The sequence below is a fragment of the Pseudoduganella violacea genome (assembly GCF_014191875.1).
In the GTDB taxonomy this organism is placed as follows: Bacteria; Pseudomonadota; Gammaproteobacteria; order Burkholderiales; family Burkholderiaceae_D; genus Rugamonas; species Rugamonas violacea_A.
This window is the reverse complement of record NZ_JACHXD010000001.1, coordinates 106,195-121,491: the sequence shown is the minus strand read 5'-3', so window position 1 is coordinate 121,491 and position 15,297 is coordinate 106,195. Positions and strand designations below refer to the sequence as shown.

Sequence of the window (15,297 nt, the reverse complement as noted above, 5' to 3'; positions counted from 1 at the left end):
GATGCTCAACACGACCGCCGCCTTCAGCTACGCCAGCGCCGCGCTGGCGTTTCTACTTCTGTGCCTGTTCCTGCTGACCAGCTGGCGCAGCCGCCAGCATGTGCGCGTGCTGGCGCTGGCCAGCCTGCTCAGCGTGATCTGGGGCGGCGTTATCGCCCTGTATACCGCCCAGCTGATTCCGCCCACCATGGCCAGCTTCGCCATCGACCTGGTGGAACTGGCGCGCAACGGCGCGTGGACGATTGCCCTGCTGTCCCTGCTCGGCCATCTGGCGCCGCAAGGCGAGGGCAGCGAACGCCGCCGCCGCTTCGCGCGCGCCATCGGCGCCGGCTATGCCTTGCTGGTCGTGTGCGCGCTGCTGCTGCCTTGGCTGAGCGCGCCGCTGATGTTCTACCTGACCGTGGTGGGCCGCGTCGGCCTGGCCGTGCTGGGCATGCTGCTGGTGGAGCAGCTGTACCGCAACCGCCCGCCCACCGAGCGCTGGGCCATCAAGTTTGCCTGCCTGGGCATCGGCGGCATCTTCGTTTACGACTTTTACATGTACAGCGACACCCTGCTGTTCCGCGAACTGAATGTGGAGCTGTGGTCGGCGCGTGGCCTGGTCAACGCGCTGACGGTGCCGCTGATCGCCGTCTCGGTGTCGCGCAGCGCTTCCTGGGCTTCGCCGATCGCCGTGTCGCGCCGCATGCTGTTCCACTCGGCCACCTTGATCGGCGCCGCCATCTATCTGCTGGCGATGAGCTTTGCCGGCTACTACCTGCGTTTTGTCGGCGGCATGTGGGGTTCGCTGATGCAGCTGGCCTTCCTGTTCGGCGCCAGCATCCTGCTGGTCGGCATACTGTTCTCGGGCAGCTTCCGCGCCTCGCTCAAGGTGTTCCTTGCCAAGCACTTTTACCGCTACAACTACGATTACCGCGAAGAGTGGATGCAATTCACGCGCACCCTGTCCGAGCAGGGCCAGGACGTGGGCGAACGCAGCATCGGCGCCATGGCTTCGCTGGTGGACAGCCCGGCCGGCGCGCTGTGGATCCGGCGCGATTCCGGCCAGTTCGAGCCGGCCGCCCATTGGCATATGCCCTTGCCGGACAAGGTCGAACCCGCCGACAGCCCGCTGCTGCAGTTCATGGAACAGAAGCAGTGGCTGGTCGATCTGGAGGAACACCGCCAGCATCCCGAACAATTCGCCGACGTGCCGCTGCCCGCCTGGCTCGACGCCTATCCGCGCGCGCGCCTGGTATTACCGCTGATGCTGCATGGCCGCCTGTTCGGCTTTGTGCTGCTGCTGCAGCCGCGCGGCGCCATCCGCCTGAACTGGGAAGTGATCGACCTGCTGAAGATCGCGGGCAGCCAGGCCGCCAGCTATCTGGCGCAGCAGGAGGCGGCGGGCGCCCTGATGCTGGCGCGCCAGTTCGACTCCTTCAACCGCATGTCCACCTTCGTGGTGCATGACCTGAAAAACCTGGTGGCCCAGCTGTCGCTGATGATGGCGAACGCGGAAAAGCACCGCAACAATCCCGAGTTCCAGCGCGATATGCAGGACACCGTCGCCTACTCGGTGCAGAAGATGAAACTCCTGCTGCAAAAGCTGAGCCGCAGCGCCTCGCCCCAGCGGCCCGCGCCGCTTTCGGTGGAGCAGGTATTGACCCAGGCTGTGGCGCTGAAAGCGGCGTTCGAGCCCAAGCCGCAGCTGGAAATCGGCCAGTCCGGCCTGCGCGTGCTGGCCGATGGCGAACGCCTGGAAAGGGTGGTGGGCCACCTGATCCAGAACGCCATCGAAGCCACGCCCAAGGACGGCAAGGTGGTGGTGCGCGCCGCCAGCGACGGCGACGAGGTGCTGATCGAAATCAGCGACACCGGACAGGGCATGAGCGAAGACTTCATCCGCGAGCGCCTGTTCAAGCCCTTCGATTCGACCAAGTCGGCCGGCATGGGCATCGGCGCGTTCGAGAGCCGCGAATACATCTATGAACTGGGCGGCAGGCTGGAAGTGAGCAGCCTGCCGCTGCACGGAACCACATTCAAGGTCCGCCTGCCCGTGTACCGCCAGAGCGCGCAGACCGTCGAGCAAGCCGCATAAGGCAGAAGGAAAGCTGTGACTCAGAACAAACCGAAGCTGCTCATCATCGAAGACGATCCAGGCTTGCAAAAGCAGCTGCGCTGGAGCTTCGATGCTTACGATGTGGTGGTGGCCGGCGACCGCGAGGCCGCCCTGGCCCAATTGCGCCGCCACGAACCGGCGGTGGTGACCATGGACCTGGGCCTGCCGCCCGATCCGGACGGCGCGACCGAAGGCCTGGCCACGCTGCAGCAGATCCTGGCCCTGGCGCCGGACACCAAGGTCATCGTCCTGACCGGCAACCAGGACCGCAGCCACGCGGTGAAAGCCATCGCGCTGGGCGCTTACGATTTCCATCAAAAACCGAGCGAACCGGAAATCCTGTCGCTGGTGATCCAGCGCGCCTTTTTCCTGCATGCGCTGCAGCAGGAGAACCGCCGCATGCTGCAATCGCAGGCCGAGTCGCCGCTGGCCGGCATCATCAGCCGCGACGCGGGCATGCAGAAGGTCTGCCGCAATATCGAGAAGGTGGCGCCGACTTCGGCCTCCGTCATGGTGCTGGGCGAGAGCGGCACCGGCAAGGAAGTGCTGGCGCGCGCCCTGCACCAGCTCAGCCCCCGCGCCAGCCAGCGCTTCATGGCGATCAACTGCGCGGCGATCCCCGAGAACCTGCTGGAAAGCGAATTGTTCGGCTACGAGAAGGGCGCCTTCACCGGCGCGGTGAAACAGACCAAGGGCAAGGTGGAGCTGGCCCATGGCGGCACCTTCTTCCTCGACGAGGTGGGCGACCTGCCCATGGCGCTGCAAGCCAAGTTGCTGCGCTTCCTGCAGGAACGCGTCATTGAGCGCGTGGGCGGGCATGAGGAGATTCCGGTCGATGTGCGCATCGTCTGCGCCACCCACCAGAACCTGAAGCAGCTGGCCACCACCGGCCGCTTCCGCGAAGACTTGTATTACCGCCTGTCCGAGATCGTCGTCACCATCCCGCCGCTGCGCGAGCGCCTGGGCGACGCGGTGCTGCTGGCCCAGCACTTCAAGAACAAGTTCGCGACGCAGGAAGGACGCGGCAATCTGCATTTCAGCCAGGAGGCACTGGTGCAGATCGAAACCCATCCTTGGCCGGGCAATGTGCGCGAGATGGAAAACTGCATCAAGCGCGCGGTCATCATGGCCGATGGCTCGCAGATCCTGGCGGAAGACCTGGGCTTGTCCGGCGTGCCGCTGGAAGAGGAGCCGCTGAACCTGCGCCAAGTGCGCGAAGAGGCGGAATACAAGGCCATCGTCAAGGCGTTGGCGCGGGTCGAGGGCAATATCGTCAAGGCTTCCGAACTGCTCGGCATCAGCCGCCCCACCTTATACGACTTGATGGAGCGTCACGCCATCAAGGGTTCCTCTTCCTGAGACGCCGAGCGGCGCCGGCGCCGCTTGCCCCGATGCGGCGCGGCCGCCGGACGCAGGCTGCCGGCGCCCAGCAGCAGGAAGAACAGGGTAGTCAGGCGCGGCACGTCGAAGATGCTGTCGAACAGGCCGACCATCATGCAGCCCGCCAGCGCCGCCAGGCAGATCGTGGCAAGCAGCTCGCCCATCAGGCCGCGCGCCGCCATCTGGCCGCCAGCCACCAGCAGCAAGGCCGCCGTCGCCATCGCGCCCAGCCAGCCCATCTCGAACACCGTGTTGACCGCGAAATTCTTCACATGCCAGGGGAAGTGATTGCGGTCGCTGCTGAAAAACCAGTAATCGTTGGCGGCGGAGAAGCTGCCGTTCCGGATCAGCTCACGCCCGTCTGCGGCGTCGCGCAGGCTGATATTGTCCACGTCCAACCATGCGCTGCCGCCGTCGCTGAAGATTTCCAGCTGGGTCGGCGCGGCCAGCAGGCCGCCGTGGCCGAGTTGGGGACGCAGCGTGGCATCCACATGCTGCCATGCGCGCTCTTGCGGCTTGAGGCGCGACTGGACGTAGCTGCAATTCTGGCGGTACAGCAGCCAGCGCTCGCAGATGCCGATGGCCATGCCCACCTTGCCATCCTTGCGCCGCACGTCGAAGGACAGCCGGTAATCGCGGCCGTTTTGCACGTCGACCCGCTGCAGCATGCGCAGCACTTCGCCGTAGCCTATCGAGTACTGCGGCGTGCCGAGGCGCAGGAAGCGGTTGTTGCCGTTCTCCTCCTCGTAGCGGAAGGTGCCGGGCATTTCGCCGTGCAGATTCTTCCACAAATACACCTCGGGATAGCGGCCCAGCCCCATGCCCAGCAGCTGCGTGCCGCTGTCGCTGTCCATCATCTCCAGCGCCTCGCCCCAGTGGCGCAGGCGCACATCCAGGTCGCCGCCCACGGTGGCGAAGCGGCTGCCCGCGTAATAGCTGCCCGCCACCGGAATCAGCGTGGCGCAGACAATCGCGCCGAAGAAGCCCAGTATCAGCGTCGAGCGTTCCAGATGCCAGGGCCGCCGCTCAGGCGGCAGCAGGCGCGCCGCCGCCAGCGCGCCTGCAATCAAGGCCAGCAGCGCCGCGTCCTGCCAGGCCTTGCCGCCGCCCCAATGCACCGACACCAGCGCCGCGCTCAATGCCAGCGCGGGAAAACCGGCAAGGGCCAGGCAAAGTCCGAGCGACTGCTTCCGCTGCGGCCCGAATAGCAGGAGCAGGATGCCCGCGCCAGCGACGCCGCCCGCCAGCAGGTAAGCGGCATACGCGCCCTTGCCGGTGGCGGCATCGCCGCCCTGCAGCAGCAGATACAGGCCGCTGCAGGCCAGCAGCAGACCAGCGGCCAGCGCCACGGCCAAGTCGCGCCGCTGCAGAACCGGCCTGGCGCCGCCCAAGGCAAACGCCACGCCCAGCAGACCAAGGGCCGCCGCCAGGCCGCGATAGCCGCCGCTGCCGAAGACCTGGGCCAGCGCCCAGACCAGCAGGGCAAGCAGCAGCAGGCCGCCCAGCAGGCGCGCCAGCGTCAGGCTGCCGTCGCGCACGTGGCGCGCTCCCGCCAGCAGCGCGATCACCGCGCCGGAACAGGCGTAAGCCAGATAGATATCGCGCGAAAAAGTCGTCAGGCCCGCATAGCAGCCCAGCAGCAGCAGGAGCAGGCCGGGAACCAGGCGGCGCGCATCGTGCACGCCGATCAGCCACAGGGCGACAAAGGGAAAGGCCATGGCCAAGTAGGCATCCAGCGCCGCGCCGCCCGTATGCATGGCCGAGAAGGGCGCGGTCGGCCGGTAGTCGCTGGCGAAGTTGAACAGGCCGGGAAACACGGCGCGCTCCCAGCCCACCGCCAGGCAAGCGCCCGCAAGTCCCAGCAGCATGCCCGGCACGAACAGGCGCGTGAGGTTTTCCAGTTGCGGCCCGGCGCTATGGCGCAGCAGCGGCAGCAGCAGCAAGCCCCAGGCAAAGCCTTTCAGCACGCGCGGGCTGTTGTAGGGGCTGACGTAATTGCTGAAGGCATTCGCGTCCAGTGGCGCCAGCGGCTGCATGCCGCGCCAGGCGGCGATGGCGAAGCAGGCGGCCAATAGGGCAAGACAGATTTTCAGGCCGGCTGGCAGGCGCGCGCCGGGCGGTGCGTCGGCGTAGCGCCAATAGCCGACGGTGCAGGTGGCCAGCAGCAGCAGGTCCAGTTCTTCCAGAAAGAACCAGCCGGTCCAGGGTGCGATGTCGAAGACCGGCAGCAGGGCCGGCACCAGCAGCAGCCAGGCGGCGGGATAGCGCCACAGCAGCGCCAGATAGAGGACCAGCGCGGCGCCCAGGACAGGCTTGCTGGCCGGGTAGACCCAGGCTGCGGCCAGCAACGCTGCGAACATCAGCAGCGCGCTGGCTCGATGCAGCCCGGCGCGGATCATGGCGTCTTATCGCTCCACTTGCCCGCCGCCGTCAGCATATTTTTCAGCCCCGGCAGCGGAAAGCCCAGCTCATAAGCCTTCCTTGCATATTTGACGGCGGGGTCGTATTTCTTCATCTTCGCGTAAGCCAGGCCGAGGTTGTAATTGATCGTGGGATTCTCGGGGTCCAGCTCCACGGCTTTTTCCAGCATGGGCAGGGCTTTCTCGGCCTGTCCGATGCGGTACAGATAGCCGGCGTACGCCGCATGCGCCGCGCCATCATCCGGCACGAAGCGCACGGCGCGCTCGAAATAGCATTCCACCGGATATTTCCCGCCCGGCAGCTGCACTGCTTTCTGGCGCAGCGCCACCTTGGCCAGTGTTTCCAGCGCCCGCGTATGGTTGGGGAAGGCGCGCAGCGTGTAGTCCAGGTCCGCCCCCAGCGTGCCGGTATTGCCCTTCAGGCCCTGTTCCACCTCTTCCGTGAAGTGAGCCTGCTCCACCAGATGCAGCTGTTCGGCATCGGGCGTGCGGTAATCGAAGGGACCGAAGGCGTTCACCAGCTCCCCGCAAAACGGCTTGGCGGCCAATTGCCCGCTGGCGGCGGCCAGCAGCAGAATTGCAGCCAGGGTTGCCTTGATCTTCATCGTACTTCCTCCCTATTGGCCTGCAAGGCATGCGCGGCTTGCGCCGGCTGGGCGACGCGCTCCAGCAGCTGGCCCAGTTCTCCCGTGCGCGCGCGGCGCGAATTGGCGGCAATCGCCTCTTCCGACGCGAGCGGCGCCTTGCCCGCTTCCGCCAGCTCCAGGAAACGCATCAGCCCTTGCATGATGCCTTCCTTCGAGTCGAGCGGCGCGATGGTGTCGATGCCGGCCTGGCGCAAGGCGGCGGCGGTGTCGCCGATGGTGTCGGTCAGGGCCAGGATGGGGCGGCGCGCGCGCAGGTATTCATACAGCTTGGCCGGAATCTGGTGGTTGCAGTTGCTCGCTTGCAGCACCAGCAGCGCATCGGCCGTCAGCATTTCGCTGAGCGCATCGCGGTAGGCGATATGCGGCGCCAGGCCGACCAATTCGCCGATGCCATAGCGCGCAATCAAGCCAGCCAGATAGTCGTCGTGCGCCGTGGCGCGCAGCACCACGCGCAGACGCTGCGCATCGATCCGGCCTTGCGCCTGCAGCTCCGCCAGCGCCTCGAACAGCGGCACCGGGTCGCGTTCGGACGGGTAGATGATGCCGCTGTGGATCAGCGTGAACGGACGGCCCTGCGCCGGCGCGGCCTGGGCGGCGAGGGCGCCGGCGTCGGCGAAGTTCTCTTCGTCGTAACCGTTTTCGATCAGGGCGAAGCGGCTGGCCGGAATCTCCGGGAAGCGCGTTTCATATGTCTTGATCGCGCCCGGCGTGGTGCACACGGCCACGGTGCAGTGCTTGATGGTCTGCTTCTCGATCCAGCGGTACACCTTGCGCGTCAGCGGGTCGGCGGGATAATCCACATCGGTCATCGGGTCGCGCAGGTCGGCGATCCAGGGCAGGCCGGTCATGCGGTGCAGGCACAACGCGATCAGGTTGGCGCTGGCGATCGGATAGGTAGACCAGATCACTTGCGGGCGGTATTTGCGGATCATGCGCAGCCCGGCCGGCACCGCGCCCAGGCACCACGAGACCCAGCGGTCGGGCAGGGCCAGCCAGCCCACATAGCGTCCGCGCCAGGCCAGGTGGCGCGAGGTGTCGAGCGCAAAGGCGCGCCGCACCACCGCTTCGGCCGGAATCTCGCGCATCTGGTCGTTGCCGCTGTTGGCATAGGCGCGCGGATGGGCCGACAGCACCAGCGGCTGCCAGCCCTGCTGCGGCAGATACTGCGAGAACTTCAGCGTGCGCTGGATGCCGCTGCTGCCGCGCATGGGCGGATAGTGGTAAGCGATCATCAGCACGCGCTTTACCATGAGCGCACCCAATCGGAAGTCCAGCCGGCCACCTGGTCGCGCCATTCGCGACGCGAGAAAGTGTGGTCGGCCGGCGCCAGGGTCTGCCGGGTCACGCGCGGAGCCGCCAGCAGGCCTTGCCACTGGCGGGATGCCTTTACCATGTCCAGAAACTCCTGCGCCGTCAGATCGGCGCCGCTAAAGATGAAAAGAACCTTGCCCGAAAAGCCTTGCAGTCCCTCCAGCATGCGCTGATGCAGGCCGGGCGCGTCGGGCGTCGGGCTGCCGGTCTGCTCCACCGCATGGCCGGCCGCATCGTCCGTCGTCGCGGCGGCGGGACGGCGCGCATACGCCGCGCCCAGCAGGCCGGCAAATGAGCGCAGCGCCGCGCCGAAGCGGAAGCGGCCGCTGAATATCTTCCGCCACAGCTCCGGCTGCAGCAGTCGGTCGCGGTAGTAATGCTTGAGCGTGGCCTTGGCCAGGCCTTCGGTGCTGCGCGCCCAGGGGTTCAGCAGCACCATACCGCAGACGCGATCATCCTGGCGCGCATAAAACATGGCCGCTGAAGCCGCGTCGCACAGCCCCCACAGCACCACTTCCTGCAAGCCGGGACAAGCCGCCATGAACTGGTCGATGGCCGCGCGCAGGTCGGCGTCGACCTCTTCGAAATCGCGCGCCGCGCCGCTGCTGTCGCCCATGCCGCGGTAATCGAAGCGCATGGCCGGAACGCCCTGCGCCGCCAGCGCGCGCGCCAGCAGCGTGAATTGGCGATGGCTGCCGGCCCGGTACTGCGGGCCGCCGACCACGATCAATACGCCGCGCCGCGCCGGCTGGGCGGCCGGGCTGAGAATGGCCGTCAGCCACTCGCCCTGGCAGGGAAAGCCGAGCGCCTGTTCCTCAAGCTGCATGGCAGGCTTCCTTCAAGGCCGCCGCCGTTGCATCCAGCAAGGCAGGGCATTCGCTGATTTCCTGGGTGGTCCAGAAGGGCTGGCCCGCCACCGTCAGGGCGGATATCTCGCCGCCTTCCTGCCAGCCGTGCAGCACGCGCGCGGCGGCCGGCGGCAGCGGACGGCCTTCCTCCGCCACGATCTCGAACCAGCGCAGCGGACAGGGTGGCGGCCCGAACTTGGCCGCGTCCAGCGCTTCAATCGACTGCGCCAGCGCGGGCGCCAGCGTATAGCCCGCGATTTCCAGCGGCTCGCCCGCCGCCAGCGTGGCGCGCAGGGCGGCGGTGCCGCCATTTTTTTCCTGGCCCTCGGCCAGCATCTGGTTGGCCAGTTTCAGGCGCAGGAATTGCGTCATGAAATTGGCGCCATTCGTCACCGCTTGCCACAGCAGCAGGACGGAAGGCGGCTGCGCCGCCTGGCGCGCATAGTCCAGCGCAAGCAGGGCGCCCAGGCGCAAGCCCCACAAGCCGATTTCCTGTTCCAGCGCGGCGCCCACACGCTCGCGCAGCCACTGCGCCCCGCGTGCCAGGTCGTCCAGCCAGATTTCCCAGCGCGCGTCGGCGAAATCGCCGCTGCTGTCGCCGCAGCCGTATAAATCGATCTGCAATACCGCGTAACCCTGCGCCGCCATGGCGCGCGCTTGCAAGGCGGCCATGCGGCGCGCCTTGTTCATTTCCTCGGCAAAGGGATGCACGTACAGGAAAGCGCCGCGGCAGGCGCCGGCGGCGGCGTGGAACACGCAAAAGCGCGCCCCCGTGCCGGCCTTCAAAAAGAAAGGCTCGGCGTGCGGCGGCGCAGGGTGTTGGTTCATGCCGTCAGCTTGTACTTGACGAAGGCAACCAGGCTGCCCACGGTCGCAAAGGTGGCGGCGCTGATTTCATCGTCGTCGACGCTGAAACCGAATTGGTCTTCCAGCGCGCCGATCAGCTGCACCACCGCCATCGAATCGAGTTCGGGGATGCTGCCCAGCAGGGCGGAATGCTCGTCGAGCGTGGCGCCCGCCGTGCCCAGACTCAGAACGTCGGTCAAAATCGTTTTTACTTCTTCCAAATACATAGTTACTCCGTGGATGGGTTGCCGTGCTGCAGAGATTGCGCGGGAGCGGGGGCGGTGGCCGGCCGCTGGCCGCGCAGGGCGGCACGTTGATTAGCGATGGCATGCAGCTGCAGGAGCACAGGCCAGCGATAATGGTTCACATGGTACATGGTCCGGATTTCATCGGTCCAGCGCGTATGCCATTCCATTACCTTGCCGTAGAACTCCAGCCGCGCGAAGCGCTGCTCGGCGAACAGCTGCTGGCAGCATTCCTCGCGCATCAGCATGGTCGGCGACAGGCTGCTCGGCACCGTCTCGTCGTAGGTGGTCTTCAGCACGATCATGCAGCCATCGCCCTCGATGCACAGGTCCATGGCCACCAGCTGATTGTCAAACCAGTAACGGTAGACGGCGGCCGCGCCGCGCCGCGCAAAGCCTTCCAGCATCGCGGTGTAAAAACGGCCCTGCGCGTTCTCCGGATGGATGGCGGTGCCCAGCTGCGCCTTCCAGCCAGCGCTTTCCAGCCGGCCGTAATCGGCCACCGCCGCCGCCATCTCTTCCGGCGCGCGGCTCACTTGCATGCGCGTGGCCACGCCTTCCTTCTGCAGTTTGGCGCGTTGTTTTTTCAGGTTGTTGCGCAGGTTCTTGCCGCGCGCGTTCCAGTAATCCTCGAAACTGCCCGCCAGCGTGATGCGCGCCGTGTCGATATAGTCCACCGTGCGCAGGCAGCCGCCGGGCGCGGGGCGCGGTTCGAGCTGCGGGTCGCGCTGGGTCAGGCCCAGCATCAGCGGCAGGCCGGGCAGCTTGCGCGTCAGCTCGGCCAATAGCGTGGACAGGTTCAGGCCCGGCGCATGCATCCACAGGCTGACCGGCGCCTGCGAGGGCTGGAACGTCTCCCACACGCCGCGCCGCCGCCGCGCCACGATGCCCATGGCCAGCAGCTCGCCCTGGCGTTCGTAGCAGACCAGCTGCTCGTCGCCATTGCCGAATTCACGCAGCAGGGGATGTACGAAATCCGGCTCCAGCAGCGGAGAAGCGGTGCTGCGCCGGTTGCATTCGGCCCAGCGCGCGGCATGCGCGGCAAACTGGGTGGCGGGGTACAAGGTCCAGCTCATAGCGGAGGGGCTTTCTGCGCCAGCAGCGCATTGCGGATGTGGTCGACCATCCATTCCATTTCTTGTTCCGTCAATTCCTGGTGACAGGGGAATTGCAGCACGCGGCGCGACAGGTCCACGCTGGTGGCGCAGACGCTGGCGTCCACGCCCTGCCACAGGTATTCGCCAAAACGGATCACCGGCACCCCGGCCATTTTCAGCGTGCCGAAAATGGCGTGCGGATCGTCCGTCAGCAAGGGAAAGACCCAGGGATAGACCCCGTCGGGCAGCACCGGATGCAGGGGGCGGCAGCCGGGCAGGCCGTCCAGCGCCTGTTGCAGGCGCAGGTAGTTGCGGCGGCGCAGGGCGCCCATGCGCGTGCGCGACACCAGTTTCAGCATCGCGCGCGCGAAGAAGGAAGAGCGCTTGTCGAGCCAGCGCGGGTCGAAGCCGAAGCCGCCGTCGGACGATCCCGGCGCCATCGATTGGGCGCCCGTGTGGCGGCGCGCCTTGATCTGGCTCCACAGCAGGTTCTTCAAGGTCATCGGCAGCCAGCACAGGGCTTTCAGCAGGCGCAGGCGGTTGTAGGCGAAGCCTTCCTCCAGCGTATTGATGAGGACTTTGGCCTCGAAGCCCAGGCCGGCCGATTGCAGCGCCACCTGGTCCAGCGCATGGCGCGCCGACACCAGGCAGCCGCCTTCGTAAATCGGGAAGAACTTCATGCTGCTGGCAATCGCGTAGTCGCCGTAGGAGCCGAGCGGCTTGCCCTTGTACTCGCCCAGGAAGGAGTGGGCGCAGTCTTCCAGCAGCAGCAGGCCGCGCGCATCGCAGAAGGCGCGCAGCGCCGCCAGGTCCTGCGGGAAGCCGAAGTAATTGGTGGCCATCAGCACCTTGGCGCGGCCATCGAGTTTGGCCGCCACGTCGTCCAGTTTGACGGAGGTGTCGGGATTGATGCGGTAGAACACCGGGGTCGCGCCCGACCAGATCACCGGCTCCACCATCGAGGCGCAGTGGTAGGACGGCACCAGCACCGTGTCGCCCGCGCCCACGCCCATCTGGCGCAGCGCCAGCGCGATGGCGACACGGCCCGAGGTGACCAGGCGCGCCGCGCCGGCATCGAGGATCGAGGGCACATGCGGCCCGCCGCCGCGGCGGAAGGAGGCCATCGACAGCGGCGGCGCCACCGGCAGGCGCGAACGGGGGAAATTGGCCGCTGCCGGCGCGGGCGTGCTGGCCGGCAGCGTGGCGCCGAAGCCGCTGTCAGCCTTGGGCTTGACGTCTGAAATGCTTATATTCCCCATATCGGTCCCGCCAGCACGGCATTTCTAATTTGATATTTTCCAAGTATAACCCGCTTGTCCGGCAGCCGGCAGCAAGCCTTAATGATAAAACAATCCGTTGCAATAGAAATATGAATGTTGTTGTTTTTGGAATGAATTTTGCCGCCCAATGCAGGGGGCTGCGGCGAAAAAAACGGCATCGTTTCGATTCTAAAATGTTAAGATGACAGCCGGATTTTGTCCGCGTGGACGCGGGCTGGCAAATTAAGCAAGGAAGTAAGCGAGAGGGATGCAATGAGCGAGCTGGTACACGATTTCATATTCCGTTCGGCGCAGCGCAGTCCCGCTGCGGAGGCGCTGGTGTACGGCCAGCGCCGGTTGGATTACGCCAGCCTGGCCGCCCTGGTGCGCCAGGTTGCCAACGCCTTGCTCGGCGGCGGCCTGGAACGCGGCGAGCGCGTGGCCGTCTACATGGAAAAAAATGTGGAGAATGTCGCCGCCATGTTCGGCGCGGCGGCGGCCGGCGGCGCCTTCGTGCCCGTCAATCCCCTGCTCAAGCCGGAACAGGTGGCCTACATCCTGGCCGACTGCAATGTGCGCGTATTGGTGACGTCGGCCGACCGCCTCAAATTGCTGGCGGCCGCCCTGGCCCATTGCCGCGACCTGCGCACCGTGATCGCCGTCGGCGGCAATGGCGAGCTGCCGCAGCTGCCCGGTGTCGAGGTGCTGGCCTGGGACGCGGCGCTGAGCGCTGCAAGCGACGGCGCGCCACACCGCGCCATCGACGGCGATATGGCCGCCATCCTCTACACCTCGGGCAGCACCGGCAAGCCGAAAGGCGTGGTGCTGTCGCACCGCAATCTGGTGGCCGGCGCGCAGAGCGTCGCCAGCTATCTGGAAAACACCCCGGCCGACCGCCTGCTGGCCGTGCTGCCGCTCAGCTTCGACTATGGCCTGAGCCAGCTCACCACGGCCTTCCATGTCGGCGCCACGGCGGTGCTGATCAACCACCTGCTGCCGCGCGACGTGTTGAACGCCGTGGTGGCCGAACGCATCACCGGCCTGGCCGCCGTGCCGCCGCTGTGGATACAGCTGGCGCCCCTGAACTGGCCGGCCGACTGCACCCTGCGCTATCTGACCAATTCCGGCGGCGCCATGCAGCGCCCCACGCTCGATGCGCTGCGCGCGGCCCTGCCGAACGCCAAGCCCTTCCTGATGTATGGCTTGACCGAAGCTTTCCGCTCCACCTTCCTGCCGCCGTCCGAGCTGGAACGCCGCCCCGATTCCATGGGCAAGGCCATCCCGAACGCGGAAGTGATGGTGCTGCGCCCCGACGGCAGCGAGTGCGCGCCGGGCGAACCGGGCGAGCTGGTGCACCGCGGCGCGCTGGTGTCGCTGGGCTACTGGAACGATCCGGCCAAGACCGCCGAACGCTTCAAGCCGGTGGCGCCGCGCCACTACGGCCTGCCGCTGACCGAGCTGGCCGTGTGGTCCGGCGATACCGTGCGCAAGGACGAGGAAGGCTTCCTCTACTTCATCAGCCGCAATGACGAAATGATCAAGACCTCCGGCTACCGCGTCAGCCCGACCGAGGTCGAGGAAGTGGTGTATGCGCGCGACGCGGTGGCCGAAGCGGCCGCTCTCGGCGTCAAGCACCCGGCCCTGGGCCAGGCCATCGTGGTGGTCGCCTTCCCGCGCGAAGGCGTGGCCTTGACCGCCTCCGACCTGCTGGCCGCCGTCAAGCCGCACCTGCCGGCCTATATGCTGCCGCAGAAGGTGGTGATCGCCGAGGCGGCCCTGCCGCGCAACCCGAACGGCAAGATCGACCGCAAGCTGCTCAGCCAGCAGTATGAGAACGTGTTCGCGGAGGGCCAGCAATGAGCGCGCCGCGTCCGCAGCACGCGGCCCTGCTGCAGTTCGAAGTCAAGGACGACAGCTTGTACATCGGCGGCATTCCGCTGGCGCGCCTGGCGCAGCGCGTCGGCCAGACTCCCTTCTACGTCTACGAACGGCGCGCCATGACGGAGCGCGTGGCCCTGCTGCGCAAGCATCTGCCTACGGACGTGCATCTGCACTACGCGATGAAAGCCAATCCCATGCCGGCCGTGGTGCAGCATATGGCGGGCCTGGTCGACGGCATCGATGTCGCTTCCGGCGGCGAGCTGCATGTGGCGCTCGATACCGGCATGGACCCGGCCCGCATCAGCTTCGCCGGTCCCGGCAAGAGCGATGCCGAATTGTCCTGCGCGATCGCGGCCGGCATCGTGCTGAACCTGGAATCGGAAGGCGAGATGGAACGCGCCGCTCTCATCGGCCAGCGCCTCGGCATCCAGCCCCAGGTGGCGGTGCGCGTGAATCCCGATTTCGAATTGAAGTCCTCGGGCATGAAGATGGGCGGCGGCCCGAAACAGTTCGGCGTCGATGCCGAGCGCGTGCCGCAGATGCTGCGTCGTATCGCCGAGCTGGAACTGGATTTTCACGGCTTCCACATCTTCAGCGGCTCGCAGAACCTGAAAGCGGCGGCGATCCAGGAGGCGCACGAAAAAACGCTGGCGCTGGCCATCCGCCTGGCGCAGGATGCGCCGCGTGCACCGCGCATCGTGAATATCGGCGGCGGTTTCGGCATTCCCTACTTCCCCGGCGAAGAGCGGCTGGACCTGGAAGCGGTGGGCGCCAATCTGCGCCGCCTGCTGGAAGAGGCGCGTCCGCAACTGGGGCAGGCACAGATCGTGATCGAGCTGGGACGCTATCTGGTGGGCGAGGCGGGAGCTTACGTCTGCCGCGTGGTGGACCGCAAGGAGTCGCGCGGCCAGGTCTACCTGGTCGCTGACGGCGGCTTGCACCATCACCTCTCGGCTTCCGGCAATTTCGGCCAGGTGATACGCAAGAACTACCCGGTCGTCATCGGCACCCGGGTGGCGGGCGGCCCGCGCGAAACCGCCTCCGTGGTCGGCCCCCTGTGCACGCCGCTCGACCTGCTGGCCGACCAGATGGAACTGGGCCAGGCCCAGGCGGGCGATCTGGTGGTGCTGCTGCAATCGGGCGCCTATGGCCGCACGGCCAGCCCGGCTGCCTTCCTCAGCCATCCAACGGCGGTTGAGGTGCTGGTCTAGGCGCGCCGGTCCAAACCATTTCTGCGCAGGCGCCGCTGCCAAGCCGGGGCCGGG

General features: G+C 66.8%; 12 protein-coding genes. 4 read left to right on the top strand and 8 right to left on the bottom strand.

Going from position 1 to position 15,297, the window contains the following annotated elements:
• The first annotated feature begins 1 nt into the window (after window position 1).
• Window positions 2-2,077, top strand: coding sequence for an XrtA/PEP-CTERM system histidine kinase PrsK (gene prsK, locus FHS03_RS00555; protein WP_183439092.1), 2,076 nt, complete (start codon window positions 2-4; stop codon window positions 2,075-2,077).
• Window positions 2,078-2,092: 15 nt separating this feature from the next.
• Window positions 2,093-3,457: a PEP-CTERM-box response regulator transcription factor gene (prsR, locus tag FHS03_RS00550; RefSeq protein WP_183439091.1), complete on the top strand. Its 1,365-nt coding sequence runs from the start codon at window positions 2,093-2,095 to the stop codon at window positions 3,455-3,457.
• On the opposite strand, the gene FHS03_RS00545 is transcribed toward prsR, so the two are convergent.
• From FHS03_RS00545 to FHS03_RS00510, 8 genes are read right to left on the bottom strand one after another with little or no spacing between them, the layout of a single operon-like run.
• Complete coding sequence (locus tag FHS03_RS00545) at window positions 3,430-5,877, bottom strand: hypothetical protein (protein ID WP_183439090.1); 2,448 nt, start codon at window positions 5,875-5,877, stop codon at window positions 3,430-3,432. The genes prsR and FHS03_RS00545 overlap by 28 nt on opposite strands.
• Window positions 5,874-6,503, bottom strand: coding sequence for a tetratricopeptide repeat protein (locus tag FHS03_RS00540; RefSeq protein ID WP_183439089.1), 630 nt, complete (start codon window positions 6,501-6,503; stop codon window positions 5,874-5,876). The genes FHS03_RS00545 and FHS03_RS00540 overlap by 4 nt, the downstream gene beginning before the upstream one ends.
• Window positions 6,500-7,795, bottom strand: coding sequence for a glycosyltransferase (locus FHS03_RS00535; protein ID WP_183439088.1), 1,296 nt, complete (start codon window positions 7,793-7,795; stop codon window positions 6,500-6,502). Before FHS03_RS00535 ends, FHS03_RS00540 begins: the two co-directional genes overlap by 4 nt.
• Window positions 7,789-8,682, bottom strand: coding sequence for a hydrolase 1, exosortase A system-associated (locus tag FHS03_RS00530; RefSeq protein ID WP_183439087.1), 894 nt, complete (start codon window positions 8,680-8,682; stop codon window positions 7,789-7,791). Before FHS03_RS00530 ends, FHS03_RS00535 begins: the two co-directional genes overlap by 7 nt.
• Window positions 8,672-9,532, bottom strand: coding sequence for a hydrolase 2, exosortase A system-associated (locus tag FHS03_RS00525; RefSeq protein WP_183439086.1), 861 nt, complete (start codon window positions 9,530-9,532; stop codon window positions 8,672-8,674). Before FHS03_RS00525 ends, FHS03_RS00530 begins: the two co-directional genes overlap by 11 nt.
• A complete protein-coding gene (locus FHS03_RS00520) occupies window positions 9,529-9,777 on the bottom strand; it encodes an acyl carrier protein (RefSeq protein ID WP_183439085.1) in 249 nt (82 codons plus the stop codon). The genes FHS03_RS00525 and FHS03_RS00520 overlap by 4 nt, the downstream gene beginning before the upstream one ends.
• A 2-nt stretch (window positions 9,778-9,779) precedes the next feature.
• Window positions 9,780-10,871: a GNAT family N-acetyltransferase gene (locus FHS03_RS00515; RefSeq protein ID WP_183439084.1), complete on the bottom strand. Its 1,092-nt coding sequence runs from the start codon at window positions 10,869-10,871 to the stop codon at window positions 9,780-9,782.
• A complete protein-coding gene (locus tag FHS03_RS00510) occupies window positions 10,868-12,151 on the bottom strand; it encodes an aminotransferase class I/II-fold pyridoxal phosphate-dependent enzyme (RefSeq protein WP_229426003.1) in 1,284 nt (427 codons plus the stop codon). Before FHS03_RS00510 ends, FHS03_RS00515 begins: the two co-directional genes overlap by 4 nt.
• Window positions 12,152-12,424: 273 nt before the next feature.
• Here FHS03_RS00510 and FHS03_RS00505 point away from each other — a divergent pair, with 273 nt between their 5' ends.
• Together FHS03_RS00505 and FHS03_RS00500 are read left to right on the top strand one after the other, a co-directional pair.
• Window positions 12,425-14,011: an acyl-CoA ligase (AMP-forming), exosortase A system-associated gene (locus tag FHS03_RS00505; protein ID WP_183439083.1), complete on the top strand. Its 1,587-nt coding sequence runs from the start codon at window positions 12,425-12,427 to the stop codon at window positions 14,009-14,011.
• Window positions 14,008-15,243 (top strand): pyridoxal-dependent decarboxylase, exosortase A system-associated, encoded by a 1,236-nt coding sequence (locus FHS03_RS00500; RefSeq protein WP_183439082.1) that lies wholly within the window; start codon window positions 14,008-14,010, stop codon window positions 15,241-15,243. Before FHS03_RS00505 ends, FHS03_RS00500 begins: the two co-directional genes overlap by 4 nt.
• The last annotated feature ends 54 nt before the right edge of the window (window positions 15,244-15,297 follow it).